Source organism: Yoonia sp. R78084, from assembly GCF_044595625.1.
GTDB lineage: Bacteria > Pseudomonadota > Alphaproteobacteria > Rhodobacterales > Rhodobacteraceae > Yoonia.
In genome coordinates, this window is record NZ_CP138993.1 from 2,810,545 (window position 1) to 2,834,513 (window position 23,969).

The 23,969-nt window shown below is 55.9% G+C and carries 27 protein-coding genes; 13 read left to right on the forward strand and 14 right to left on the reverse strand.

The features are described from left to right. Nucleotides 1-29: 29 nt before the first annotated feature. The 3 genes from SJY29_RS14110 to SJY29_RS14120 all read right to left on the reverse strand — a co-directional run bounded on the left by SJY29_RS14110 (nt 30) and on the right by SJY29_RS14120 (nt 3,340). Nucleotides 30-878 carry a glycosyltransferase gene (locus tag SJY29_RS14110; protein ID WP_400083936.1) on the reverse strand — a complete coding sequence of 283 codons (849 nt, stop codon included), beginning with the start codon at nt 876-878 and terminating at the stop codon, nt 30-32. 97 nt (nt 879-975) lie between these two features. After that, nucleotides 976-1,824 carry a hypothetical protein gene (locus SJY29_RS14115; protein ID WP_400083938.1) on the reverse strand — a complete coding sequence of 283 codons (849 nt, stop codon included), beginning with the start codon at nt 1,822-1,824 and terminating at the stop codon, nt 976-978. A 154-nt stretch (nt 1,825-1,978) separates the two neighbouring features. After that, a complete protein-coding gene (locus SJY29_RS14120; protein WP_400083940.1) occupies nt 1,979-3,340 on the reverse strand; it encodes a hypothetical protein in 1,362 nt (453 codons plus the stop codon). Between SJY29_RS14120 and SJY29_RS14125 the strand changes: the two genes are divergently transcribed. After that, entirely contained in the window at nt 3,333-3,548 is a 216-nt protein-coding gene (locus SJY29_RS14125; protein ID WP_400083942.1) for a hypothetical protein, read from the forward strand. The genes SJY29_RS14120 and SJY29_RS14125 overlap by 8 nt on opposite strands. Before the next feature lie 76 nt (nt 3,549-3,624). Here SJY29_RS14125 and SJY29_RS14130 read toward each other — a convergent pair whose 3' ends face one another. Then, nucleotides 3,625-4,194 (reverse strand): isopropylmalate isomerase, encoded by a 570-nt coding sequence (locus SJY29_RS14130; RefSeq protein ID WP_400083943.1) that lies wholly within the window; start codon nt 4,192-4,194, stop codon nt 3,625-3,627. Nucleotides 4,195-4,409: 215 nt separating this feature from the next. Between SJY29_RS14130 and xrtD the strand changes: the two genes are divergently transcribed. From xrtD to SJY29_RS14145, 3 genes are all read left to right on the forward strand, one after another. Then, nucleotides 4,410-6,014, forward strand: a complete 1,605-nt coding sequence (gene xrtD / locus SJY29_RS14135; RefSeq protein WP_400083945.1) for a VPLPA-CTERM-specific exosortase XrtD — start codon at nt 4,410-4,412, stop codon at nt 6,012-6,014. 387 nt (nt 6,015-6,401) lie between these two features. Continuing rightward, entirely contained in the window at nt 6,402-7,262 is an 861-nt protein-coding gene (locus tag SJY29_RS14140) for a glycosyltransferase (protein WP_400083947.1), read from the forward strand. Nucleotides 7,263-7,483: 221 nt separating this feature from the next. Continuing rightward, on the forward strand, nt 7,484-8,134 hold the full coding sequence (locus SJY29_RS14145; protein ID WP_400083948.1) for a VPLPA-CTERM sorting domain-containing protein: 651 nt from the start codon (nt 7,484-7,486) through the stop codon (nt 8,132-8,134). Between the two features lie 77 nt (nt 8,135-8,211). On the opposite strand, the gene SJY29_RS14150 is transcribed toward SJY29_RS14145, so the two are convergent. From SJY29_RS14150 to SJY29_RS14160, 3 genes are read right to left on the reverse strand one after another with little or no spacing between them, the layout of a single operon-like run. After that, on the reverse strand, nt 8,212-9,084 hold the full coding sequence (locus tag SJY29_RS14150; protein WP_181417086.1) for a CpsD/CapB family tyrosine-protein kinase: 873 nt from the start codon (nt 9,082-9,084) through the stop codon (nt 8,212-8,214). A 16-nt stretch (nt 9,085-9,100) separates the two neighbouring features. After that, nucleotides 9,101-10,651, reverse strand: a complete 1,551-nt coding sequence (locus SJY29_RS14155; RefSeq protein WP_400083950.1) for a GumC family protein — start codon at nt 10,649-10,651, stop codon at nt 9,101-9,103. 39 nt (nt 10,652-10,690) lie between these two features. Continuing rightward, entirely contained in the window at nt 10,691-11,419 is a 729-nt protein-coding gene (locus SJY29_RS14160) for an ExeA family protein (RefSeq protein ID WP_286163698.1), read from the reverse strand. A 529-nt stretch (nt 11,420-11,948) separates the two neighbouring features. Between SJY29_RS14160 and SJY29_RS14165 the strand changes: the two genes are divergently transcribed. The 5 genes from SJY29_RS14165 (at nt 11,949) to SJY29_RS14185 (ending at nt 17,519) form a co-directional block, all read left to right on the forward strand. Beyond that, nucleotides 11,949-12,626, forward strand: coding sequence for a sugar transferase (locus SJY29_RS14165; RefSeq protein ID WP_400088942.1), 678 nt, complete (start codon nt 11,949-11,951; stop codon nt 12,624-12,626). 40 nt (nt 12,627-12,666) lie between these two features. Continuing rightward, the gene (locus SJY29_RS14170) at nt 12,667-15,093 is read left to right on the forward strand and encodes a tetratricopeptide repeat protein (RefSeq protein ID WP_400083952.1); all 2,427 of its coding nucleotides are present in this window, start codon (nt 12,667-12,669) and stop codon (nt 15,091-15,093) included. Nucleotides 15,094-15,223: 130 nt separating this feature from the next. Then, on the forward strand, nt 15,224-15,802 hold the full coding sequence (locus tag SJY29_RS14175; RefSeq protein ID WP_400083954.1) for a polysaccharide biosynthesis/export family protein: 579 nt from the start codon (nt 15,224-15,226) through the stop codon (nt 15,800-15,802). Between the two features lie 39 nt (nt 15,803-15,841). Further along, nucleotides 15,842-17,074 carry a hypothetical protein gene (locus tag SJY29_RS14180; protein ID WP_400083955.1) on the forward strand — a complete coding sequence of 411 codons (1,233 nt, stop codon included), beginning with the start codon at nt 15,842-15,844 and terminating at the stop codon, nt 17,072-17,074. Nucleotides 17,075-17,357: 283 nt separating this feature from the next. Next, nucleotides 17,358-17,519, forward strand: coding sequence for a hypothetical protein (locus SJY29_RS14185; RefSeq protein WP_400083957.1), 162 nt, complete (start codon nt 17,358-17,360; stop codon nt 17,517-17,519). 112 nt (nt 17,520-17,631) lie between these two features. Here the strand turns inward: SJY29_RS14185 and SJY29_RS14190 are convergent, their stop codons facing one another. From SJY29_RS14190 to SJY29_RS14200, 3 genes are read right to left on the reverse strand one after another with little or no spacing between them, the layout of a single operon-like run. Then, on the reverse strand, nt 17,632-17,814 hold the full coding sequence (locus tag SJY29_RS14190; RefSeq protein WP_400083959.1) for a Trm112 family protein: 183 nt from the start codon (nt 17,812-17,814) through the stop codon (nt 17,632-17,634). Then, on the reverse strand, nt 17,811-18,452 hold the full coding sequence (locus SJY29_RS14195) for an LON peptidase substrate-binding domain-containing protein (RefSeq protein ID WP_400083961.1): 642 nt from the start codon (nt 18,450-18,452) through the stop codon (nt 17,811-17,813). Before SJY29_RS14195 ends, SJY29_RS14190 begins: the two co-directional genes overlap by 4 nt. 27 nt (nt 18,453-18,479) lie before the next feature. After that, entirely contained in the window at nt 18,480-19,391 is a 912-nt protein-coding gene (locus tag SJY29_RS14200; protein WP_400083963.1) for a tetratricopeptide repeat protein, read from the reverse strand. Between the two features lie 108 nt (nt 19,392-19,499). Here SJY29_RS14200 and SJY29_RS14205 point away from each other — a divergent pair, with 108 nt between their 5' ends. After that, a complete protein-coding gene (locus SJY29_RS14205) occupies nt 19,500-20,138 on the forward strand; it encodes a GDSL-type esterase/lipase family protein (protein WP_400083965.1) in 639 nt (212 codons plus the stop codon). Then, entirely contained in the window at nt 20,138-20,539 is a 402-nt protein-coding gene (locus SJY29_RS14210) for an NUDIX hydrolase (RefSeq protein WP_400083967.1), read from the forward strand. Before SJY29_RS14205 ends, SJY29_RS14210 begins: the two co-directional genes overlap by 1 nt. An 18-nt stretch (nt 20,540-20,557) precedes the next feature. Here the strand turns inward: SJY29_RS14210 and SJY29_RS14215 are convergent, their stop codons facing one another. Both SJY29_RS14215 and rbfA read right to left on the reverse strand, forming a co-directional pair. Then, nucleotides 20,558-21,274, reverse strand: a complete 717-nt coding sequence (locus tag SJY29_RS14215) for a phosphodiester glycosidase family protein (RefSeq protein ID WP_400083968.1) — start codon at nt 21,272-21,274, stop codon at nt 20,558-20,560. Then, nucleotides 21,274-21,669, reverse strand: coding sequence for a 30S ribosome-binding factor RbfA (gene rbfA / locus SJY29_RS14220; protein ID WP_400083970.1), 396 nt, complete (start codon nt 21,667-21,669; stop codon nt 21,274-21,276). Before rbfA ends, SJY29_RS14215 begins: the two co-directional genes overlap by 1 nt. Nucleotides 21,670-21,766: 97 nt before the next feature. Between rbfA and dapB the strand changes: the two genes are divergently transcribed. Continuing rightward, nucleotides 21,767-22,576, forward strand: a complete 810-nt coding sequence (dapB, locus tag SJY29_RS14225) for a 4-hydroxy-tetrahydrodipicolinate reductase (protein ID WP_400083973.1) — start codon at nt 21,767-21,769, stop codon at nt 22,574-22,576. A gap of 24 nt (nt 22,577-22,600) precedes the next feature. Next, entirely contained in the window at nt 22,601-23,050 is a 450-nt protein-coding gene (gene rpiB, locus SJY29_RS14230) for a ribose 5-phosphate isomerase B (protein ID WP_400083976.1), read from the forward strand. 51 nt (nt 23,051-23,101) lie between these two features. On the opposite strand, the gene SJY29_RS14235 is transcribed toward rpiB, so the two are convergent. Then, entirely contained in the window at nt 23,102-23,437 is a 336-nt protein-coding gene (locus tag SJY29_RS14235; protein ID WP_400083979.1) for a hypothetical protein, read from the reverse strand. 60 nt (nt 23,438-23,497) lie between these two features. Further along, nucleotides 23,498-23,893 carry a hypothetical protein gene (locus SJY29_RS14240; RefSeq protein ID WP_400083982.1) on the reverse strand — a complete coding sequence of 132 codons (396 nt, stop codon included), beginning with the start codon at nt 23,891-23,893 and terminating at the stop codon, nt 23,498-23,500. Nucleotides 23,894-23,969 lie beyond the last annotated feature (76 nt).

Below are 23,969 nucleotides of genomic sequence, written 5' to 3' on the forward strand. Positions count from 1 at the left end.
CCTTCCTCTCTTTGTCACCCGATAAAGTGTCAGTTCCGGCCCCGCCGCCAAATATAGCCACCATCCTTAAGACTGCGTTTCGCGCGGATATTGCTGACCACATATACAAGCACAAAGACAACTGACGAAAACGGCGTCCGGAACAGCTGCGGAATGTTACTTCCCGATGTGTTGATCTCGCTGTCGTTCGCCAACAACGCGGGGTACTTTTCGGCTAGTTCAAGGTTGCCTTCACGCCATCGGTGGCGGACGTTGACCAAATTGGCAAATCCTTCGGGAAGCGGCCAATCATGCATCGCGCGGGTTTTGCGCCTTTCCTGCGGGGCAAATTGTAGCCTGACAAACCGATCATCTGCAATAATTGCAGGAAAGCGCCCCCACCGCGCGCGGCCCTTTGCATTTACCGCGTAGAGCCCAATGCCTGGCACGCCATCACGCACGAAAGGCATATGCGTCCAGACTTTGGCATAGGCCCGCGTGATCAGGCTTTGCGTCCGCTGGATACGGACAGTTCCACTGGCGTAGACGGCTGCGTCTTCGGCCAAAATCTTTGCCATTTCCGCGAGGAGCGTTGGCCCTATGATCACATCAGCATCGAGGAAAACCCGGTTGTCATAGGTGGCAACAGCCTCGGCCTCGTTCAGGGCGTTCATTTTGTTGCCCTGCAATATATCCAGCACCACGAGATCAAATCCCGCAGCCTTCAGTGCAGGTTCTTTTTCCTTCGCAAGCGGAACGGTCCGGTCACTGCAACCATTCGCGGCCACAATCACCTGAACGGCATGGTTGGGCCGAAGGTCCTTCTGCGTGATCACCGCATCCAGACACCCGGGGATGTGGTTTTCTTCATTGTGACTGGGGATAATGACAGTGAGCAACGATGACCCTTTGACAAGTTTCAGTCCACCTATTTCGCGGATAGGCGCTTACTTCAACGCCTATCCAAAAACCAACGTGTCGGGTATGACCTGCGCCTCACTCGGACAGGACCTTCCACACCAGATCCTGCATATACCGCGCCTGTTCCGGCGTCACGCCATTGAGGTTTTGCAAACCACGTGGATCACGGCCATAAATCACCGCGAAATGCGCCAACGCGATATAGTAGTTCCCCAAGTCGTTCAGGTGGATGGTATCCGAGAAAAGATCCGAAATATCGGTGAGCCCGGGCGCTTTGCCCGCTGCAATGTCATCATAGATCGCGGCCATCAACAGAGGCCCCGGGATCATCCGCATTTCTGCCGAACCTGCGGGCCGGCTCTCGTTGACGTGATCGAGAATGGTCAGCCATCTTTCCATCTCGAGCGGCAAGCGATCGCGGAATACGATGTGCCTTTCAGGATCTTTGTAAGGGTTTTCAGCCTCTGGTCCGCTGTCGATATTAACCCAAGTTGCATAAAGTATGGTTTCTGCGCCATTGCCGTTTTTGCCATTCGTCCATGCATTGTTGAACCACTGCAATGCAAAATCTGGTGAATTATGCCACTGTATCGTGTTTGATAATTCTACCCGCTCGGTCAGCACCAGCGTATCATAGCGCGCGATGTCATGGCGCGCATCTGGTTGACCGTAGCCTGGCACATTGGTCCAGCGAAAATCCATCGGGCTGCCCGGTATGGTGGATTTGTCAATGACGACGGCGGAATTGCCTGCCTGCCGCACCATTTCACGTAGTGGATCTAGAACCCCGTCTGTGAGGCTATGGCCTGATTGAATCACCCGCTGTGTGAGCGGCCTTTCCTGCGCCTGGGCCGTCGTGACCCAGATCGAGAGCAACGCCATCACTAAACTTGATACGATAGAAGACTTAAGTTTGAAGGGCATAACAATTCCTAACAAAAACTACTTCGGTTGGTCCAGAGCGGTTCAGCTAAGGCACCGCTGACAACCGCCTCTCAGCCGTTCAATCAAACACTACCCTACATTATTACTGCAGTAGAAGCGCATTTCACAGGGTGCGGCAGGATGTCAGTCAACGTCAAATGTCTGCGGTTCCTTGACGCCGCGCCACCTTGTGGGGGAACCTCGTATAGCTGTGGGCTACGCGTCTGCCCTGCAAAGCGGCTTCAGCAACATCGACAGTCTCTTGCCTCCGGTCAAATTGCACGAAGCCCGCCAACGCCCCGAAACAGAGCAACCCAACGGGTGTTAAGGTCGCATTCGGGATCAAATAAATGAAATTGCCCGCGCAAATCAGCGCCAACGCAATGGTTTCAGGCGGTATCTCTTTGCGGCGGGCCGTCGCAGCCAAGAACAGCAAGGGCGCAGCAAGCACCCCGAAAAAACCGACGTATCCGACCCAACCCCAGCCACCAAGTACGATGATCCAAAGCCCATCAGTAACAGAGATGTCGGAGCCAAATTCATTATAAATGCGGCCACGTCCCCACGTACCCCATCCAAAAAGAGGCTTTTCAAACGCGCGGGCCAGCAATTGGTCTTCGTTATCAAGCCGGTATCTCAGCGATCCGGCGCGTTCCTCGGATATACTTTCTGCTGCCGACATGATACTGTCAATCGGCACAAGATGCGCCTGCCGCAGAGCAGGGAAACTGAGCGTCGCGATTGAGACACAAATAACAAACCAAATCTGCATCTTTCGATGGAGCGCAAAGAAGACAGCGAGGCACATTAGCCCGATGGCAAAAGCCCCTAAATTCTTACTCACCATCAAAATGACAAAGAGCCATCCCAACCCCCAAAGCCATTTGGATTGCTTCTCAGCCTTCCAAAGCGCAGCCGCCGCCATCACTGCCGTGAAGATGAAGAAACCGACCCAAAGTCCGTGCTCAAGAAACACCATTGGACGATAGCCGTCCCGGATATGCTGTATAAACGAATGCTGATGGTACCCATACACCCAGTTATGCAATTGCGGGCTCAGGCGGAACTCTACAAGCATAAAGAGCGTGTAAACCAAACCCGATAAAACAAGAACCTTGCACAACGCGCGATGCATATCTGGCGTGGCGAGGTATTTGCGTGCCACGAAATACGGGACCGCCAAAATGATCAGCTGGGCAAAATGTCCGATCGCATCCCAAGGCCGCAAACCGGGGAGCACGGTTGGTCCAAAAACCAACCATTCCCTGTTATTGAGAATAGTTACAAACACCCCCCCAACAAGTGCTGCAACCAGCACATACAGCACGACTCGAAATTTGAAGCCTTCGGTCTTCAGGACTGGCAAATCTGATATTTTGCGCCCGCGCGCCGCAGAAAAAAGCAAGCCGAAGATGAGGCCGACTGTTATTGCGAAGGTCTTGCTCAGATCGGGCAGGCCAGGAAGGTCTATTGCAAATGCTTCTGGCAAAAACAGATAAGGCAGCACTGTGGCCATCAATATTGCCGGTGCAATGGCTCTGTTCATAAAGATCAGCAAGGCGATCGCTGGCCAGATCAAAATCGCGAAAGCCGCCATAAATCGTGCACCTCTACTCGGCGAATGGGGAAAAACACTTAAGGATCATACCACATTCGCCAATATTGCCAACCTATGGCAAGTCGCCGCAAATGCCGCCACATTGCTACAACGTCCACGCGTCTGAATGCCAACCGATCGTGTAACACATCGCACACAGCAGTATGGATGCGCCCTTAGAATACGACCGGCACCGTCGAGGATCAGGGTTTTTGCTTCATCCAAAGCAAGACGAACGCATTCGTGGCAATAAAGACGATACCACCCAGTTCAAGGACAGCATTCATCCGAATTCCACCAACTTCAAAACCGATGAACTGGTCAAAATGTTGAAACCCCGCAGCGCGGATCGCGATGAAAGCCAGCAAACTGACAATCCCGATAAGCGCAGGCCATATCACGAGGATTTCACGACGCATCACCCAAAGCAGCACAGCCGCGATGACCCCACAAATCACAAGAATCGCCAGAATAAACGCAATCTGGACCGAACGCCGGTTTTCATACCACCCTTGCGCCTTGGACAAACACCGCCCTGCCGCTGTGAGGGCCGACTGTAAATCAAGCTGCTTGTTCACAGCCAGCAGCAGTAGAATGATGGATAGCCCCAACCAGAATATGCGCAGCTTGCCCGAATGATGGAAAAGTACCAGCGCAGAAAGACAACTTGCCGCCAGATATGCAACAACGGTCACCCAGCCTGTCAGCGTCGGATCACCGATCGTTGGAGACCAATCTACAAAAATACAATCAAGAAGACCACTGACACTCATAAACTTCCTCTACCCTGAGACGCCAAAACTGCAAGCCAAGCGTTCTGGAGTTGCGTTAGAAAGAAGAGATGAACTTATCAAGCACACACGAACGATATCGCAAAACGGCAAGGGTTGCCCCCAAAAATGGCACAATTTCCATCTATGCCATGATCCAACTATAACAGGAACGTGGTAGCACAAGCAGACCTACGCGTTTTAACGAGTGATTCCAGATGGCATTGACCAAAGAACATAGCCTGTCTTCCTTCCCTGCGGGAATGTTGACGACAGGCGTCTTCTGGCTGGTTTTCACCTTCATCGCTGGACTGATCTTCTTTCATGAAGGTTTCAATGCCTTGCTGACCGCCTGGCGACTTCCCGAATATAGCCACGGTCCACTCATCCCGGTCTTGTCGCTCTTGCTCTTCCTGCGGCAGCTTAAAGGCATCCCTGTCGACCTTGCCCCGGTTGCCGACCGTGGGCCTGGAATTGCGCTCATGCTCCTTGCGATCACGCTTGGCGTGCTCGGCAAGCTGAGCCAGATCAACGAAGTCGTCGCCTATGCGATCATCCTTTGGGTTGGCGCGCTTCTGCTGATTTCCTGGGGGTGGCAGCAGGGCAGGCATTTCTGGCCACCTGTGTTGCATCTGGTCTATATGCTGCCACTGCCGGGTGTCATCTATTACAAGGTATCGACGTCGCTTCAGGTCTTCTCGTCCGAGTTGGGCGTCTGGATGCTGCGACTTCTCAGCGTTCCTGTCTTTCTGGAGGGCAACATTATTGATCTGGGGGTCTATAAACTTCACGTCGCCGAAGCTTGTTCCGGCCTGCGCTACCTGTTCCCCATCATGTCGTTTTCCTATGTCTTTGCGGTGCTGTTCAAAGGGTCCCTCTGGCACAAGGCGGTCCTGTTGCTGGCGGCGGTACCCATAACAATTGTGATGAACTCGGCCCGCATCGCGTTTGCGGGATGGCTGGTGAACTACGTTGGCCTCGAATACCTTGAAGGCTTCACGCATTTCTTCGAAGGCTGGATCATTTTCATGATTTGCGTGGTCCTGCTTTTCCTCCTCGCATGGGTGATGTTGCGCTTTTCGGGTTCGCACATGAGCCTTGTCGACGCGCTCGACCTCGACACCTCGGGCTGGACAGCACAGGCCGCCCGTATTCGTTTTATCGCGCCCTCGCGCGCCCTCATCTTATCGGCTCTCTTGCTTGGCGTGGGGGCAATCGCTTGGGAGGCACGACCACAAACCGCAACGACCACCGTTGATCGTGAACCCTTTACCGTCTTCCCCGCGCGTTTGGGCGCATGGGACGGCGATATCCCGGAACTGCTTGCGCCCGATGTCGCCGAGAATTTGGCGGCGGATGATTACTTGTCGGTCCATTTTACCAACAGCAACCAAATCGCGCCCGTACAACTTTTTATCGCATGGTACGACGATCAAACCCAAGGCGGTATCCACTCACCCGAGATATGTTTGCCTGGCGCTGGTTGGGAAATCGCAAAACTGGATCGTGTCGACATCGCGCCACAAATGGGCTTTGCCGCGCCCTACAATCTGAACCGCGCTATCATTCAAAGAGACCAGACGCGGATGCTGGTCTATTACTGGTTCGAACAACACGGGCGGCACACCGCCTGGGACTTTGCCGCGAAAATGTACCTGCTGTGGGACAGCATCACTATCGGCCGCACTGACGGTGCGCTGGTACGCCTGACAACCCCGATCATGTCAGGCGAGACCGAGGCCGACGCAGAAGCCCGCTTGCAAGACATGTTCCGCGAAACGGTAAATGTTCTGCCGCGATTTGTGCCTGGATTAGAGACATGACCGAGACACCCCAGAACAACGGCCGGCTACTGATCTACGCTCCCGTGTCAATCTATGGAACGCCCGAGGGCTGGTTCATAGAGAAACAGGCGGCGAATGGTCTAAGGCTTTGGGCAGAGAACTTTGACCACGTCACAGTGATGATGCCCCATCAAGACGGACCTGCGCCGGTTGGTTGGATCCCGGCCGCAAATATCGGACCAAACCTGGCACGCGTGAACATTGTACCTTTGCCGACAGCATGGGTGCTTTCCAGGTTTGCCAAGGTCTACTACAGCACGCGCGATACCATCCGCCAGGAAAATCCAGGGCGCCGATTATCTGTCCTTTGCCATTGGCGGCCTTGTCGGCGACTGGGGCGCGGTGGCTTGCCTTCAGGCTCATGCCATGGGCCGCCGGTTCGCCGTGTGGACAGACCGCGTCGAGTCTGAAGTCGTGAGGGTTGAATCTCTCTCTCAGGCTGGCTCTTTCAAAAGCCGTATCAAGAAGCGGGTCATCCATCGGCCCATGGCAATGCTGGAGCGGTACGTGATCAAACGCGCGACCATTGGACTATTCCATGGTCAGCAAACCTATGACGCCTATGCTCCCTTCAGCAAAAAACCCGTCATTGTGCATGATATCCACGTCAATCGGGATGCGCATATCACCGATGATGCCTTCAGCGCAAAAATTGCCAGCGCGCGGTACGATCCACTCAACATAGTCTATGTTGGGAGGGCAACTGCTATGAAGGGCCCCCTGCATTGGGCATCCGCCTTAAAAGAGTTGTCAGTTGCGGGTATTGATTTCAAAGCACACTGGTTGGGCGACGGGCCGATGCTTGCAGACTTACGAGCACAGTTAGAAGCAGACGGCCTGATGGATCGGGTTACCTTGCATGGATTTGTCGACGATCCGGCACAAGTCACTGCGAGACTGCAGGCCGCGCATATTTTCCTGTTTTGCCACACAACACCGGAATCACCGCGCTGTCTGATCGAGAGCTTGATCGCAGGCACGCCAATCATCGGATATGACGGATCTTATGCAGCGGATCTCATCAGTAACGCGGGTGGCGGACATCTGGTTCCGATTGGGGACATTGAAGGACTTGGAAAGCGTCTCGTTCAGCTGTCGAACGATCGCGACCAACTCGTAGAGCTGAATAAACGCGCACGTGAAGACGGCAGACCTTTTGACGATGAAACCGTATTTGCGCACCGTTCCGAGGTGATAAAGCGGTTCTTGAGTCGACAACAAGAATAACGGTCGCAAGCAACCTTGTTTCGAAATACACCACAATCAGGCCAGGCATGAGGGAATGTGTTCGCCCTCGCATGGAAAAACCTCTCAATCCATAGAAAGCGAGGCGAAATCGCCATATTTCCTTACTTTCCGCTTGCACTCACCCGCGCCAAAAGCGCTATAGTGTGAATGATATGTTAATAGGTATCGTCACGCGTTTTTGACGGTAAATGGTGGATCAGATGATCAAGAATTTTCTAGCTGGCGTTATTACAGCAGTTGCGCTCACAGCAACGGCGGCAAGTGCCGCGACGCTGAGCTTGCATGGTACAGGCCAGACACATGTTGTCACGAACAACGACGTCTTGGGCTCTTTGAACAACACAACAATCGACATGATTGATGGTTCGCGCAAGAACGCATCAAACGGTCTTTTCCTCGATATTGTGAGTGGTGTGGCGCAAATTACATACACTTATCTCGGCGCCGAAGCTGGCAACAGCAATTATGCCGCCGTCATGGGGACAGAGGTATTTGATAACCGCGGCCCCACTTACACCGCGACAAATGCAACCGTGACCGTCACGCAGGCCGTCAGCGGCTTCCTCGACTTTGCATTCGGAACCTATGCCCCAAGCTGGGCGACGGGTCTGTTCAACAACGATGGCGTCGCCGATGAGGCAACGCGCCATTATGCAATGGGCTTTGTGGCGATCAGCGCGAATGCCTTCTATGTGCTTTTCGACGATATCGCACGCGGTGACCGTGACTTTGACGATATCGCAGTGCGCATTGATGTCGCAGCGGTCCCACTGCCTGCAGGTAGCTTGCTCTTGCTGTCGGCACTTGGTGGCGCATTGGTGCTACGCCGTCGCAAGGCCGTCGCCGCCTAGGCACACGCATACCATTGGAAAAGAAAAAGCCGGCTCTCAGCCGGCTTTTTTATTATCCTGATCCACCAGCCGCGGGATCAGTAATAGGCATCGACGTTGCCTGACTCCTTGTCCATGTACCGGCACTTGTTCAGCAGCACACCCATGACATTTGTCTGTGACGCCAAATCACGTTCACATACGTCGATTTCACCGATCGAGGTGGCTTCAGCGGCGGCAACCAACAGGACGCAATCCACCTGCCCCATAAAGGCCATCGTATCGTCACTGCTTAACATCGGCGGCATATCAAAGATTGTCAGATCCGGTGCGAACTGCTCTTCAATATCAGCCAGAGCACGGCCCACCGACGAACTCTGCAAAAGCTCTGCAGGATTGCGCGTGCGTGTATAATTCAGACCGAAGGCCACGTTTGGGCGCGGACGTTTCGCGATGTCGGCAAACGCTGCCTCACCGCCCAGCACGGCTGAAAAACCGGTCTCGCCGGACAGGCCAAAGATAGAAGCCATCGACGGACGCCGCATGTCCATTTCCGCAACGACTGTGAATATCTCCGGCTGTTTCGCCAAAGAGAAGGCAAGATTCATCGAGACTGTCGTCTTCCCGCAATCCGCGCTTGGTGACGTAATCGCAAGACGACGCCATCCGTTGATCCGCATCTCCTGCAACACCTTGGTACGGAGTTTATCAAAAGCCATGACGCCCTGATCCGATTGCGGCCCTGTCTCGAACGTCACGACGCGATGTTTTGCCATTTGCTTGGCTGGCGGTGCAAAGGTGGCAAGCGGTTGCCAGATTGCGGCACGGTCAGCCATAGCCACATCATGTTCTTTGTTCAGGGCCCGGCGCCTGCTGGCGATGTAGGAATGGCGTTGGCTCGCTTTTGCGTCGCCTGTAATTTCCTCGCGGGCAGCGCGTGCTTTTGCGATTGCGGCTTGTATCTTGTCCATCTTTTCTCGCCCTACACTAGTCCAAACCGACGCGACGCAGCACTTCGTCAAAGACTGGCTGCAGTGGCTGGATATTCTCGTCAATGTACCAGATCGCGGCAGGAACCCCGAGGAAAACGACGGCCAGAGCAGCAAGAATAAGAAGCCGGCGCCGCCAGATCTGACCACGCGTGCGGATATACGGCATCGTCATGAAAGGCGTAATCTGCAGACCATTCACAATATCAGCAGGGCGCCGGACCGCAGTATTCAAAAGCTCGAGCAACACGATCAACCCGAATCCCATTCCAAGACCTGCCGCGACGCCAGTCGCCGCAATCAACCGTCTGTTTGGGCGTGACGGACTTGTTGGCGCAATAGCTTGCTCAATGACCGTGATGCGCTGCCCTTTGGACAAAGCCTCAATTGTATCACCCACTTCTGCGATCGCACGGTTTTGCACGGCACGGTCATATTGCGTCCGCAAGTTTTCAAAATTCCGTTCAAGCGTTGCCAGCGTCAGCGCATTACCGGGTGTCGCTGCGATGGACGCAGACAACTCCTCAAGGTTCTGTTCAATGAGCGCCTTTTGCTCATCAATAAAGGCGATCTGACCCTCAAGATCTGCAAGCTGCAATGCGAAAGGAGTCAAAGGCGCGCCTTCAGTATCAAGTGTCCCGTTGCTCGCGGCAGCCTGTTGGGCTGCGACAATTCTTTCCAATGCAGCGACTTGCGCCTGCAAAATTCCGATGCGCGGATTGTCAGGCGAAAGCAGTGCCGAAGCGCGCGTCAGTTCATCCAGCAACTCCTGTAGTTCCGCTTCCTCAGGGGTGCGCGCGGCAACGCCGAGCAGGCCGACTTCTCCGGTCTGTTCAAAGAGCTGCACGAGGCGGTCGCGACGTTCACGCAGTTGTATCCGCTCTCGGTCAAGCTCCAGAATACGCTCCTGCGCCGCTGCTTGCTGTGATCTGCGGAACTCGAGGCTGTCCGGCAACGCTTCCAGATTGGCCTCTTGGAAAGCAAGAATCTGGCCACGCATCTGGGACAATTCCTGCTCCAACTGCTCTGTCTCTTGTGCAAAGAAGTCGAGTGTCTGGCCCGAAACCGTCGTGCGCATCTCGATGTTCTCTTGCAGAATCAAGGTGACGATTTCGTTTACAACCGCAGCCGCGCGGTCTGGAAGCGGATCGTCGAAGCTGACCGTCACGATAATCGCCGCCGATCTGCCACCAAGGTCAACGTTGATCCGCGCGCTCATGTCCTCCACTTTTTCATCAGGACGCAAACGGTCTTCGGTACCATCGGTTTCGGTGTAGACACCAAGGCGGTTCGCCATGTCGAGCAGGTTATCCCGCGTGAAAATACGCTGTTGGATGATTTGCAACTGTTCGGCGGCATCAGTGCGCACAGTGGATGCGGCAAGTTCATCCGGGATCTGTTGTGACTCAACAACCAAACGGGCTTCGGCCACGTAAATCGGTTTCTGGGTCAGCGCCACCGTCAGCCCCGCTGCTGTCCCGAGAGCCAGCAGGATCAGGACATACGGAAAGCGTCTCCAAAAGATTGCCAGATAAAATTTAAGATCCATCGTTTACCATTCACATTCGAGGCCAGATTACAAAAGCCGCTACCCCGCGGACACCCCACCGCCGAAAAAGACACCATCGTTCAGCACTTGTTTCACCGTCACCTCATTCACCTTATATTTGTCTTCCGTATACGCATAGAGCAGCGAAAAGTCACAAAGCTGGTTGATCAAACGGGGCACGCCACGCGTCTCTGTGTAGATCCGCTTGCAAGCGCCCGGGCTAAAGATCTGTTCCTTGGCGCCGGCTACTTTCAGGCGGTGATGTATGTATTCCGCCACTGTCTCGGCGTCGAGGGTGGGCAGATGGAAGCTTGAGGCAACCCGCTGTGCAAATTGTGTCAGATTGGGGTGGCGGACATTGTCGCGCAACTCAGGCTGACCAACGAGAACCAGCTGCAAAAGCTCGTCCTTGTTGGCGTTGATATTCGTGAACATCCGCAGTTCTTCAAGTGACTCTCGGTTGAGGTTCTGCGCCTCGTCAAAAATCAAGGCAACGCGATGACCTTTGGCATAGGTCTCAATCAGGAATTCTTCGAACTGCCCGAAAAGCGCGACATAGTCTGCACCTGGCGGTACGGGCTGATCAAGCGATTGCAGCACCCAGCGCAAAAGCTCGTCTCGCGTGCCATGGGCATTCGAGATCAGACCAACCACAAGCTCATCACCAAGTGATTTCAGCAAGTGGTGCAAAAGCGTCGTCTTGCCGGCACCAACCTCGCCTGTGATCAGCGTGATCGGTGACCGCGTGACCAAACCAAACTCGAACATTGCATAGGCCCGTTCATGTACCGGGGACCAATAAATGAAGTCAGGGTCCGGCACCAAGCTAAAGGGGCGTTCGCTCAACCCAAAATGGTTAAGGTAGATACTTATGGCTTGGTTCATTCAGACCCCGAAACAAAGTCACTCTCGTTTCAACTACATCCGAAACAAACACAATTCGGAACTTGATGATGTCTAAAGGAAAAGCTGTTTTCAAACCACCAGAACCCTCAAACTCTGGCAAACTGTCCTAGGGTAACGCGATTCTAGCAACCCATTGGTTCGCACCTCGAAACAATGGTAAAACTTTTGCCAGAACAGCGATCAATTTGTGAACACAATACTGAGAACTAAGGCGAAAAACGTTCTTTTTTGGGGTCAAAATATAAAGGACAGGTTCACGCGATCTTTGTTTAATGCTACGTTAATCGAGCCAGCGCACCTGAGGGCTACCAGTAGAATTTTCGGTAATCCGGTGCTGCAGAATGTGTTGTATTTTCTGGCGAGTGAATTTGGTGAACGAGTGAGCAATTACATGTCGACAGACTATTCTGACGTAAGAAAACATGCGAAATCACGTCCGATCGGGCCATCGCTTCCGATCAAGGGCCCTTACGAGCTCGGGCTGAAGCGCTTGTTTGACGTGATGTGCGTCGTTGCTTCAATCCCTTTCATTTTACCACTTATTGGTGTTCTCGCGCTAATGGTTAAGCGCGACGGAGGCCCCGCGTTCTATTGCCAGGATCGCGTCGGAATGAATGGCCGCATCTACCGTATCTGGAAATTGCGCACGATGGTGGTAGACGCGGAATCCAAGCTGCAAGATCATCTGTCCAAGCACCCTGAAGCGGCGGCGGAATGGACACTGACGCAGAAACTCAAGCGCGATCCTCGGATCACGAAAATCGGGGCGCTTCTGCGCAAGAGCTCTGTTGATGAACTTCCACAGTTGTGGAACGTCCTGATCGGCGACATGAGCCTTGTCGGCCCACGTCCGATGCTACCGGAGCAACAGACAATGTATCCCGGGCTTGCCTATTATTCCCAGCGCCCGGGCATTACCGGCAGTTGGCAGGTATCCGAGCGCAACGAGTGTACGTTTGCCGACCGTGCCCGCTTTGATACTGACTATATCGCCAATATGTCGTTTGCGAACGACATGAAGCTGCTGTTGGCGACGGTCCGTGTTGTGGTAAGAGGGACTGGATATTAATCCAAAGTCTCTCAAGCTGGGGCGACACACTAGGTAGCCAATGCAACATTTTCTGCGCGTTTGTCTGATTTGCCTCAGTATATCTGCGCTCTCTGCCTGCAAGACAAACGAAGAAAAAGCCGACGCATTTTACCAGTCGGGTCTTGCGCTGCTTGACGCCGGCGACCTAGAGCGCGCGGCGATCCAGTTCCTCAACGTTTTTCAACATGACGGTTTCCACGAGGACGCGCGGCGCAAGCTCGCGGAAATACGGCTCGAACAAGGAGATATCGGCGCGGCTTACAGCCAGTATCTCCGTCTGATCGAGCAATACCCCGATACCCCTGACGTCCGTATTCTTCTGGCCAGAATTGCCATTGATGCCAGCAACTGGGACGAGGCGCGACGCCATGGTCAAGCTGCTGTCGCACTTGCACCGGAGGACCCACAGGCGCAGGCTATTGCGGTGGCGCTGGCCTACCGCGACGCCTCGCAAATCAACGACACCGCAGCGCTTGCACAGGCCGCGACCCGCGCGCGGACACTTCTGGATGCAAATCCCGAAGATGAAGTTGCGCGGCGTGTGGTCATCGACAATCTGATGCGGAGCGACACACCAGGCGACGCCTTGCCGGAAATCGACCGCGCCCTTGCCAGCGATCCCGAAAACTATGCCTATCATACGGCCCGCTTGCAGGTTCTAACGCAGGTCAATGATATGCCAAATATTGGCCTGCAACTCCGACAGATGGTTGCGCTGTTTCCGGATGACGCCAATCTGACTCAGGCCCTGATCGGCTGGTATTTCGTGCAGGATGATCTCGCGGGCGCGGAACAATACCTGCGTGAACTCGCAGGCGCGGATACGGCCCCGATTGAAGGCCATATCGCTGTCGTCCAGTTCTTGCAAAACACGCAAGGGCCGGACGTTGCGCAACAAGAGCTTGACCGCCTTGCAACCGCCAATGCAGGCACCCTGAATGCGGATGTTTATATCACCCTCTCCGCGGCGATACGTTTTGAAGCGGGCGAAAGGGATGCTGCAATCGCCACTTTTGAAGAGGTACTCGCAAGGGCAGAACCGTCGGATCAGACGCGGCAGATCCGCAATACATATGCCCGCCTTCTGATCGCCACCGGAGATGAAGCCGCCGCGCGCGCGCAGGTGGACATGATCCTTTCGGAAGATGAAACGAACGTCGATGCGCTAAAGCTGCGTGCCACATGGTTGATCGCAGATGATCGCGCCGGTGAAGCGGTGTTTGCCTTGCGTCAGGCCCTGAGCCAGCAACCGCGCGACGCGGAAACACTGACATTGATGGCGCAAGCCCACCAGCGTGAGGGCAATCGCGCTCTTGCCGGCGAAAGACTTGCCCTCGCGGTCGATGTCACGAACAGCGCGCCGGCTGAAGCGATCCGTTATGCCAACTTCCTGCTAGAAGACGGACGGACAGCCGCCGCGCGTTCGGTCCTGACGGATGCACGCGCCGCAAATCCGAACGACGTTACTGTCATGACCAGCCTGGCCGGTATCCTCCTCCGCGAAGGCGCGTGGATCGAAGCGCAGGGCGTTGCCAATACGCTCAGGGCGATTGAAAACGCGGAAGCGCAGAAAGCCGCCACATCGCTGCAAGCTGCGCTTTTGCTGGGCCAGAACAGAATTGAAGACAGCCTTGCCTTTCTCCAAGCCGAGATAGAGCAGGGGAACGGGGATGTTGAAGCCGTCACACAACTGGTCCAGATCCATCTTCTGGCGGGGAACCTTGCCACAGCACGCAGCACACTCAATGAGGCTCTCACCCGTTTTCCCGAAGACAACAGCCTGCAAATGCTCAGCGCCAGCCTTTTTGCCATGGACGGCGATTTCGAAACCTCCGAGGCAGCATTCCGCCGGATAATCGCCGCCTCGCCGCAATCCGAGGCCCCATTCCTGCGCCTCTACAACCTTCTTGTCGCCACGGACCAACCCGCGAAAGCAGATGCTGTGTTGGAGGCCGGTCTTGATGCGCTTCCAAACTCGGTCAATCTGCGCTGGCTCAGCGCCACGCGGTATGAGGAACGTGGAGACATTGATGCCGCCATCGCGATCTATGAAGAGATGTATGCGGCAAATTCAGATGCGGTTGTGATCGCCAACAATCTCGCATCCCTGATCGCAACCCATAAGAACGACAAATCCAGCCTTGCCCGCGCTGCAGCGATCGCGAAACGCTTGCGTGATCTTGAGGTACCGGCTTTTCAGGACACCTATGGCTGGATCGCCTATCGTCAGGGCAATCTGGAAGAGGCCCTAACCTATCTGGCACCCGCCGCCGCCGGTTTGCCCGATGATCCGCTTGTCCAGTACCACCTTGGCATGACCTATGCAGAGCTTGGCCAAGCCGAGAACGCGACGACCTATTTGACACGCGCATTGATGCTTGCTGGTGATCAATCCCTTCCCCAGTTCGACATTGCACGCGCAAAACTGACCGAATTGGGTCAATAGCGTAAAAATCGCAGTTTTAGCCATGTTTTGCCGCGTTTTTACGTTGGGGAATTGGAATACTTGGGTTAACATTTTTCTCGTAGCGGGAGGGTGTTGCCCGCATTGTTGTACTGTAAAAAGAGGTCGCGTTATGTCCCGTATTGTTACCCTTCTTGGGTCGCTCCTGACCCTGGTCCTATTTTCCACCGTCACACTTGCGCAGGAATACAGGGTGCAGCCCGGTGATTCTCTGCGGATCGAAGTGGCCGAAGATGCCAGCTTGAACCGTGTGGTGCTGGTGGCGCCTGACGGACGTATCGCACTGCCCGGCACCGGAAACATTCGCGCAAGCGGGCTTACCACAACACAAATCCAATCTGCTTTGACCAGCCGTTTGGCCGCAAGTTTTGTCAGCCCTCCAAACGTCTTTGTGGGCATTGAAGGGCTCGCACCCGAACGTGAGCCGCGGACCATCGGTATCTTTGTTGTCGGCGAAGGCGTGACTGTTGGCCGGATCGAGATTGAGCCAGGCACAAACCTGATGCAGGCAATCGCACAGTTCGGCGGCTTTACAAACTTCGCTGCAGTCAAACGCATCCAGTTGCGCCGCGGCAGCGACGTTTACACCATCAACTACAACAGCATCCTCGACGGTAGCAGCGAAAACGGCGCCGTGCGGATGCGCGATGGTGATGTCATCGTCATTCCACAGCGCAAGCTGTTCGAATAAGTACCCAGACCCCTAGCTTCCGCTCGGGGGCGGATAAATATGAAACGTGTAATAAGCCTTGCTCTCCTGACCTGCCTTTGTCCTCTTGCGGCGTCCACGCAAGAGGCCGAACCTGGCGGTGTGTTCTTCACATTCGACTTGGGTCAGACCTTTATCGGTTCAACCGACCGTGACCTGGAAACGACCGAGGCCGAAGACGGGTTCGAGAGCGTCACCGACCTGAGTTTCGGTGCGGTCACCGAAACACGGACACAGCGCCTGTCGTTCGATCTGGACACGACATTCAGCCTCACCGAGGATGAATTCGCTGATGAAGGGCTTGTTGCACGTTTGGCCTACACCCGGAACAGGGCGGACGCCTCATTCGATTTCGCGCTGGAAGGACGTCGCGAAGACATCGCGTTCCTGCGCGACGCCTCAGATTTCATTAATGATGAAGGTGTAATCGTCCTGCCGGATGATTTTGATGATCTGACCGGGACCGGTTTCCGCAATGAAACCACGGTGTCAGTTGCGTTTACTTGGGGCGATACCGCGCCGGTGGGCTATAGCCTGAGCGGCAGTCAAACTAGACTGCGCTACGAAGATGCAAGCGCCGCACTGCTGGACAATGACAGCAGCACGATTGCACTTGGCCTGCGACTGAACATCAATGAAGTCGTCACCAGCAATATCGGGCTTTCCTATACACAGTCGGAAGACATCGGCGAACCAACGACAGAGACCACAACGCTGTCCGGCGCGCTGACCTTTGCACGCCCGCTCGGGGCGCTGACAACAGGTATCAGCGTTTCACGTGATGAAGAGGATGAGACCTTCTGGGCTGCCACAGTCGCCCGCGATTATGCATTGCCCAATGGCAGCCTACGGGGCGAACTGGGCGTGGTCGAAGATGAATTTGGTGATATACGTGTTACGGGTGGAATTGCCTTTAGCTATCCGCTTCCCGCAGCCGAAATCACCCTTAGCGCGGACCACAGCCTCGACCCGGGCGATGACCGCGCCACAACGACGTTCAGCGCCAATTATCTTCAAGAACTCAGCCCCGTCACCAGCATGCAGGTTGGTTTTGACTTCGGCCAGACAAGCGATCCTGACGGAGGGGATGTCCTTGCAACCGGCAGCCTTTCGGCAAGCTATGGCTACAGCATCAACGAATTCTGGCAGCTCAACGTCGGTGCAAGCTTTGATTTCCGCGAGGATGACGGAGTCCGCACAGACAGTACGTCAATCTTCTTGGCGCTCGATCGGCAGTTTTCCTTCCGGCCGTAAGGCACTCATCGGCTGATTCCTGCCCTTTCGGGGACAACTGGCGCAGTGCGCTTGGCAACCTCGTTTTTCCTCCTATAGCTTCACGTGAACCAAGGCTGCCCAGCAGTTGGGCCGCGTGAAGTTAATGGAATATTAGTATTTACCCTACAGACTGGTCAGAATTCGAACAAAGTTTTGACACGAAGCCAGCCTAGGCTGATGGGATCGTAGGGCGAAAATACCGCCAAGCAGAAAAGAGCCACTGATGTTCATCTTGTATATCATACTCGGAATAGCCTCTGGAATGCTGGCAACGACCGTTGCATTGCTCTCGGGTGCCGGCATCTTTCTGGCAATTCTCGCGTATATTCTTGGTGGAATGATCGGCTTTGTTGCAGGTCTGGTCTGGGTCAACATCCCCCAGCAAGAACGCTCCGAAAAGCACGCAGCCGCACAACGTAGCTAACGCGCTTTCTATCCTGACAACCTACTGAACAAGGCTTGCTTTATCGTTGGTCGGTATGGCTATGCCTGCAGATGATGTATCGCTGGCTTTCTGCACGCGGAGGCAACATCAGCTAGTTCTCCAGCGGACGCGCCTCATCGACCAGCATGACAGGTATCCCGTTGCGGATCGGGAATGCGACCTTGCCAGCCTCGCTGACAAGCTCCTGCTTGTCCGCATCATAGCGCAGCGTCCCTTGTGTCAACGGGCATACCAGCGCCTCGAGCATCTTGGGGTCGAATGCTGTTCCACTCATTGCATCACCTCTTCACCTGATCCGCCACGCAATGCGAATTCAATCAAAGTCATGAGCGTTTCGCGCCGTGTGGTCAAGGACGGTGCTTCGAGCAGGGCTTGTTTATCCTCGGGCGCAAAGGGGCAAAGCATCGAAAGTGAATTGATCAACAACTCGTCCTCGGCCTCGCCAAGACTTTCCCAATCGGTCGATAGCCCCTGATCCACAAGATAACGCCCCAGAGCCTCCATAAAGGCCTCGCGGTCGAAACTGTCGTCGCGCTCAACCGGACCAAGATCGCGTTCAAATCCCTGCCAGCTGACGTTGCAGCGGCGGTAGGGCGTGAACCCTTCGACTTCCTGCGAAATCCGGAATCGCGACATGCCCGCGAGGGTAATCATATAGCGACCGTCCTCAGTCTCGGAGAACGCCGTCACACGGCCAGCGCAGCCAATGCTATGCAGCTTCCCGCCTTTGCCGGGCGCATCATAAGGCTGTACCATCCCTATCAACCGCGAGGGTGTTTTCAGCACATCATCCAGCATCGCCAGATAACGGGGTTCAAACAAATGCAACGGCAGACGCGCGCGCGGCAACAGCAATGCCCCCGGCAACGGAAAGACCGGAATTGTGTCAGGCAGATCATATGATGATGTCATGACCATTAAACTAGGCCGAAGCCATGGTCAGGCAAATATCATCGAAGAAAGTTTTCGCCGCCCGTTCAATACAATCGGATCCTTGGCATCATGTGCATCGAAAATCTTGAATAGCTGGGCCTTGGCCGCGCCGTCATTCCATTCCCGATCACGGCGAAACAGTTCAAGCAGCGTATTCACTGCCTCTTCCACCTGACCGCTGGCATGCAGCGCCGTCGCCAGATCGAAACGTGCCTGATGATTGTCGGGATCCGCCTCAACCGCCGCCTGCAATTCCGCCACAGGCCCCGCATTCGCGGCCTCACGCGCGAGCGTGATCTGCGCATGAACGGCCTCAAGCAGCGGATCGGTAGAGATTTCGGCAGGTGCGCCATTCAGGATCGCCTCGGCCTGATCAATATCGTCCAACGCCAGATGCGCACGCACAAGCCCCGCATAGGCAGGCGCGTTGTTCGGCTCTTCCTGCAGGATTGCGGCAAAAGTCTCGGCCGCATCCGTTACCGCACCTTCCGCCAGCATCTGCTCTGCTGCCTCAATGGCCGCACTCAGCCCCTCCGCCTCGGGATCACCGGCAAGGGCTGCGATCTTGTCGACAAAGGCATTGATCTCGGAGGGGGGCAAAGCGCCTTGAAACCCGTCAACAGGACGGCCCTGATAGAAGGCATAAACCGTCGGGATCGACTGCACCTGCAACTGGCCTGCATAGGCCTGGTTCGCATCCACGTCGATCTTCACCAGCTTGACCCGCCCTTTGGCATTGGTCACCGCCGCTTCAATCGCGGGACCAAGCGTCTTGCACGGGCCACACCATGGTGCCCAGAAGTCCACGATCACCGGCACGGTTTGCGACGCTTCGATCACGTCCTTGGCAAAGCTTGCGTCGGTTCCGTCCTTGATCAGATCAGCGGCGGCACCTGCATTTGCGTCCAATTCCAGCATGGCCTGTCTCCTTCAACTTTCTGTTAGCCCCTATATGTGCGCTCGGCGCCATAAGTCCAAGGGGCAATGCCGCTTTACCAAACCAAGAAGGGCGCTTAGCGTGGCGATATGACAAAAACCATCCTGACGTTCGGCGATAGCAACACCTACGGCACGCCCCCCGCGCATGCACGGGGTGAGAACCGGCGTTTCGGGCCCGAGACGCGCTGGCCCACGGTGATGCTTTCCGAACTCGGGCCTGGCTGGGCGCTGATCGAAGACGGACTGCCCGGACGCACGACCAGCCGCGCAGACCCTTTGATGGGCGCGCATATGGACGGGCAGCTTGGGCTGCGCATCGCATTGGAGAGCCAGGGACCGATTGATCTGTTAACCATCATGCTGGGGACAAATGACCTCAAGACACATCACGGCGCAAGCGTGGATCAGGTGGTCGCGGGTCTTGCAGGGCTGCTGGGGATCGCCCGCTCCGAGCCATACCAGACGCGCCACAAAAGCTTTGACATTCTGCTGATCGCACCCGCGGTCGTGCTCGAACAAGGGACCTATCGTGACGGGCTCTTGGGTGCGCAGACGAAATCCCGCGATCTGCCCTTTGCAATTGCGCAACTGGCCGATCACTGGGGGCTGCCGTTTCTGGATGCAGGCATGCATATCAGGCCCAGTCCCGTCGACGGTCTGCATTTCGAAGCGCAGGATCACATCACGCTGGGGCGTGCGATAGCCGCGAAAGTCGCAAGCCTGTGATGCAGCCTAAGCTTGGCGCCATTGCCGTTGTGCAGCACGAAGGCCGGTTCCTTCTGGTGCAACGCAAAAAGGAACCCAACGCCAATACATGGGGGTTTCCGGGCGGTCATGTGGAGCTGGGCGAAACAGCGCGCGACGCCGCTATCCGTGAACTGGCCGAAGAAACCGGCGTCGTCGCGACCGCACAGGGTTACCTGACCAACCTCGATGTCATCACACGCGATGCGGACGGTGCGGTGCTGTTCCATTACCTCCTGGCGGTGGTGGTCTGTACCTATAAACATGGCACGCCTTGTGCGGCCGATGATGCGCTTGATGCAGGCTGGTTTACAGCGGATCAGGCGAAGGCTCTCCCACAAAGCCCGAACCTGCAATACGTAATAGACCTGTGCCACAGGTAAGTTGGGTTTCAACCCACCCTACTCGACAACGCCAACCATCGGCCCAAGCTGGAACCCGAAATCACTGCGCCCTTGGGCGCGCGAATAAAGCCGCGATACCTTGCCATCGAAATAGAGCGCGTTCGGCATAGCCAGATAGTCTTTGAAGAAAGACCCGAACTCGTAAAAGGTGACACTATTGTTGGAAATCGCAAAGACCGCGGTCGCCCCATCGGCACTCGTGCCCACACCATTACGCACAAACCGTGATGTACTGTCGGGCAGGAACCGCGGATGCAGTGCGCCATCAATCACCAGCATCGGCCCTGATTGGGTGGCATCGCGACAGGCGGGCGCATTTGCGACATAGGCGAGCGTTTCATAGACCTGCGCTGAAGTATCCGTGATGCAGAAAACCCCGTTGGGCAGCAGGCCAAAATTCCCCGGCCCCGCATTCGGGATCACGCGCATCGTCTCAATACCGTCTTCGACGTAATGACCCACAGGAGAGCGGTCATCGTGGTACATCCCCGCATTCATCGCAAAAGCAAGGCTGCCCACCGACGGCAGATCCTCCAGCGCGCCAAAGCTCCCGATCACGCCACCGTCCGCATCCTTGTAGAAAAGACGCAAATCCTCTTGGGTCGCATCCACCGTGCAGACCGTATAGCTGTTCCCCAGATAATCGACGTCCTCGCAACTTACCGCCGCTGCCGGCAGCGCCCAAAAGAGCAGTGCCACAGCGAGCCAGCGCATCAGTCGTCCAGATCCTGCCGCACGTGATCTTTGGCCAGCAAAGCCCGGGTCGCATCGATCTGGTCAAACGTGCCGTCGATCTCGAACCGCAGTTCAGGCGCGAATTTCATCGTGCCCCCTTTGACCACCAGATGGCGGATCTCATGCTTGTTGCGCCGCAGCGCCGCCAGCGCCTCTTCTTTGCCCTGCCCGCCAAGGGGCAACACAAAGGCCGTCGCAATCCGCAGATCGGACGTCATGCGCACTTCGCCCACGGTAATGGACATGCGCGCCAGTTCATCGTCATGCACGTCACCGCGTTGCAGGACCTCGGATAGGGTGCGGCGGATCACCTCGCCCACGCGCAACATGCGCTGGGTGGGGGCCTTGCCGTCTCTGTTTGCATTCTTTGCCATGGCCCTCATGTAATCCTTGATCACGTCATTGCCAAGCAAGCCTTTGCGTCCACGGCAATCCGCCGCTAAGAGAAGGCACGGATAAAGGAAACAGACCATGACAGACACACCAGGCATCGTGATCACAGGCGCATCGGGCCGCATGGGCCAAATGCTCATCAAAACCGTGATGGCCTCGGACAAATGCCGCCTTGTGGGCGTGCTGGAACGGACAGGGCATGACTGGATCGGGCGGGATGTGGGCACTGCCATGGGCGGTCAGCCGGCAGGTGTCACCGTCACCGACGACGCGGTCGAGGTGTTTGCCAAGGCACAAGCCGTGATCGACTTTACCGCACCTGCCGCCACCGTCGGCTTTGCAGGTCTGGCCGCTCAGGCGCGCGCGGTGCATGTGATCGGCACAACAGGACTTTCTGACGATGACCTCAAGGCCATCAACGCCGCCGCGCGCCATGCGGTCATCGTGCGGGCGGGGAATATGTCGCTCGGTGTGAACTTGCTGGTGCAACTAACCAAAAAGGTCGCGGCCGCACTGGACGAAGACTTTGATATCGAAATCATCGAAGCCCACCACAACCAGAAGGTCGACGCCCCCTCCGGCACTGCCCTGATGCTGGGCGAAGCCGCAGCCCATGGGCGTGGAGTGGCGCTGAAAGACGTCAGCGACAGCGGGCGCGACGGCATCACCGGCGCACGCAAACGCGGCGACATCGGCTTTAGCGCCATTCGCGGCGGCGATATCGTGGGCGAACACGACGTGCTCTTTGCCGCTGCCGGTGAACGCATTGTGCTCCGCCACATTGCTACAGACCGCGCGATTTTCGCACGCGGCGCTCTGAAAGCCGCACTCTGGGGCCAAGACAAAGACCCCGGCGAATACGACATGATGGATGTTCTGGGCATCTAACCGACAACAAGGGGCAAACCTTCCATGACCAACAAACGCATTGTGCTTTCCTCTGATCACGCCGCCATCGGCATGCGCCAAACCATAGCCGACCACATCACTTCACTGGGGTATGAGGCCGTCGATATCGGCCCGACCACCCCTGAAAGCACGCCCTACCCGCAACATGGCGAAGCCGCAGCACGGCGCGTGGCCTCTGGTGATTGCGCGCTGGGGATTATTCTGTGCGGTACCGGTCAAGGGATCATGATGGCCGCCAACAAGGTCAAAGGCGTGCGCTGCGGGGTGTGTTCCGACGCGTTTTCCGCGCGCATGATCCGGCAGCACAACGATGCCAACATGCTCTCGCTCGGGGCGCGCGTGATCGGCGACGCCCTTGCCCTTGATATCGTCGATGCCTTCCTGAATGCCGATTTCGAAGGTGGCCGCCACGCAACCCGCGTGGACATGATCAAGGCACTTGAGGACGGCTAGGGTCAGGGATTACCCAGCTTTCAGGAAAGCGCTGTCTGTGGGGCGCGGAGATCAGCTGTATTCGAAATGCGCCGAAACGCACCCGCTTGGGGTGATTGCCAAACGCAATGCAACCCAGTCACCGCCCGTATGTGCTTTCATCAGCGCATGAAGCTGCGGCACCAGACGAATAGGGCGTTCAGCGCGATCAGGCCGCCTGAGAAGTCGGGCTGAAACGCGGTGTCCATCCAGCTCATAATGCAACTCGGTGCCGACCGATTGCGCACCATCCGGTCCTTTGAAATAGTCAAAGCGACAGTCCGCTGAGGTCGCCCCAACGGGTATGCTTTCAACAACCAGCGCAGAAAGCTGGTGGATCAACTTGCGCTGCTCCTCAATCGGGTTCATCGACTTGTCTCCAAACGGTGCCTTGTGTGGCTGCGCGACACTGGTAAAAAGCAATGCGTCTCAGGTCGTTTCAAACCACCGACCCTTTCCCATTTCATCAGAATTCCGGCCCAGTAATTTGCAAGCCATGTGCCGCACGGCACCCCTGCTCTCGACATCCGCCGCATCCAGTATCGCAGTAACATCCGCAGGCGGCAGTCGTAGAATTGATCCAAAGTAGGGGTCAGTACCGGGCGCAAGCGCGGGATTTTGCATCTGGTATTTCTGATGCAGGACCGCAAAGAGAAAGTAAAATCGCGCGTTATCGGTTTTCAGAACAGCCACATCCTCTTCTGAAATGCTGAACTTGAGCCTCTTCGAGGAGAAACCGCTCTCGACCGGCAGGTGATAGACCAGCCCATCATCCTCTTGGGTGACAAATGGCTCATAAGGGTTTCTCTTAAGAACGACCATCATATCGCGTTAACTCCGACTTCAGCATTGTGGCACACCAAGGGCACTGGTACGGTTTCATGGTGCCGTGGGGCTATTC

Bases quoted from the DNA above. Each gene is read 5' to 3' on its own strand.
- SJY29_RS14240 (WP_400083982.1), bottom strand. From the start codon at position 23,893: ATGATGGTCGTTCTTAAGAGAAACCCTTATGAGCCATTTGTCACCCAA.
- SJY29_RS14150 (WP_181417086.1), bottom strand. From the start codon at position 9,084: ATGGACAAGATACAAGCCGCAATCGCAAAAGCACGCGCTGCCCGCGAG.
- SJY29_RS14180 (WP_400083955.1), top strand. From the start codon at position 15,842: ATGAAACGTGTAATAAGCCTTGCTCTCCTGACCTGCCTTTGTCCTCTT.
- SJY29_RS14175 (WP_400083954.1), top strand. From the start codon at position 15,224: ATGTCCCGTATTGTTACCCTTCTTGGGTCGCTCCTGACCCTGGTCCTA.
- dapB (WP_400083973.1), top strand. From the start codon at position 21,767: ATGACAGACACACCAGGCATCGTGATCACAGGCGCATCGGGCCGCATG.
- SJY29_RS14155 (WP_400083950.1), bottom strand. From the start codon at position 10,651: ATGGATCTTAAATTTTATCTGGCAATCTTTTGGAGACGCTTTCCGTAT.
- xrtD (WP_400083945.1), top strand. From the start codon at position 4,410: ATGGCATTGACCAAAGAACATAGCCTGTCTTCCTTCCCTGCGGGAATG.
- SJY29_RS14215 (WP_400083968.1), bottom strand. From the start codon at position 21,274: ATGCGCTGGCTCGCTGTGGCACTGCTCTTTTGGGCGCTGCCGGCAGCG.
- SJY29_RS14210 (WP_400083967.1), top strand. From the start codon at position 20,138: ATGCAGCCTAAGCTTGGCGCCATTGCCGTTGTGCAGCACGAAGGCCGG.
- SJY29_RS14120 (WP_400083940.1), bottom strand. From the start codon at position 3,340: ATGGCCACAGTGCTGCCTTATCTGTTTTTGCCAGAAGCATTTGCAATA.
- SJY29_RS14160 (WP_286163698.1), bottom strand. From the start codon at position 11,419: ATGTTCGAGTTTGGTTTGGTCACGCGGTCACCGATCACGCTGATCACA.
- SJY29_RS14235 (WP_400083979.1), bottom strand. From the start codon at position 23,437: ATGAACCCGATTGAGGAGCAGCGCAAGTTGATCCACCAGCTTTCTGCG.
- SJY29_RS14200 (WP_400083963.1), bottom strand. From the start codon at position 19,391: ATGCTGGAATTGGACGCAAATGCAGGTGCCGCCGCTGATCTGATCAAG.
- SJY29_RS14130 (WP_400083943.1), bottom strand. From the start codon at position 4,194: ATGAGTGTCAGTGGTCTTCTTGATTGTATTTTTGTAGATTGGTCTCCA.
- SJY29_RS14205 (WP_400083965.1), top strand. From the start codon at position 19,500: ATGACAAAAACCATCCTGACGTTCGGCGATAGCAACACCTACGGCACG.
- rbfA (WP_400083970.1), bottom strand. From the start codon at position 21,669: ATGGCAAAGAATGCAAACAGAGACGGCAAGGCCCCCACCCAGCGCATG.
- SJY29_RS14185 (WP_400083957.1), top strand. From the start codon at position 17,358: ATGCTGGCAACGACCGTTGCATTGCTCTCGGGTGCCGGCATCTTTCTG.
- SJY29_RS14170 (WP_400083952.1), top strand. From the start codon at position 12,667: ATGCAACATTTTCTGCGCGTTTGTCTGATTTGCCTCAGTATATCTGCG.
- SJY29_RS14115 (WP_400083938.1), bottom strand. From the start codon at position 1,824: ATGCCCTTCAAACTTAAGTCTTCTATCGTATCAAGTTTAGTGATGGCG.
- rpiB (WP_400083976.1), top strand. From the start codon at position 22,601: ATGACCAACAAACGCATTGTGCTTTCCTCTGATCACGCCGCCATCGGC.
- SJY29_RS14165 (WP_400088942.1), top strand. From the start codon at position 11,949: ATGTCGACAGACTATTCTGACGTAAGAAAACATGCGAAATCACGTCCG.
- SJY29_RS14140 (WP_400083947.1), top strand. From the start codon at position 6,402: ATGGGCCGCCGGTTCGCCGTGTGGACAGACCGCGTCGAGTCTGAAGTC.
- SJY29_RS14195 (WP_400083961.1), bottom strand. From the start codon at position 18,452: ATGACATCATCATATGATCTGCCTGACACAATTCCGGTCTTTCCGTTG.
- SJY29_RS14190 (WP_400083959.1), bottom strand. From the start codon at position 17,814: ATGAGTGGAACAGCATTCGACCCCAAGATGCTCGAGGCGCTGGTATGC.
- SJY29_RS14145 (WP_400083948.1), top strand. From the start codon at position 7,484: ATGATCAAGAATTTTCTAGCTGGCGTTATTACAGCAGTTGCGCTCACA.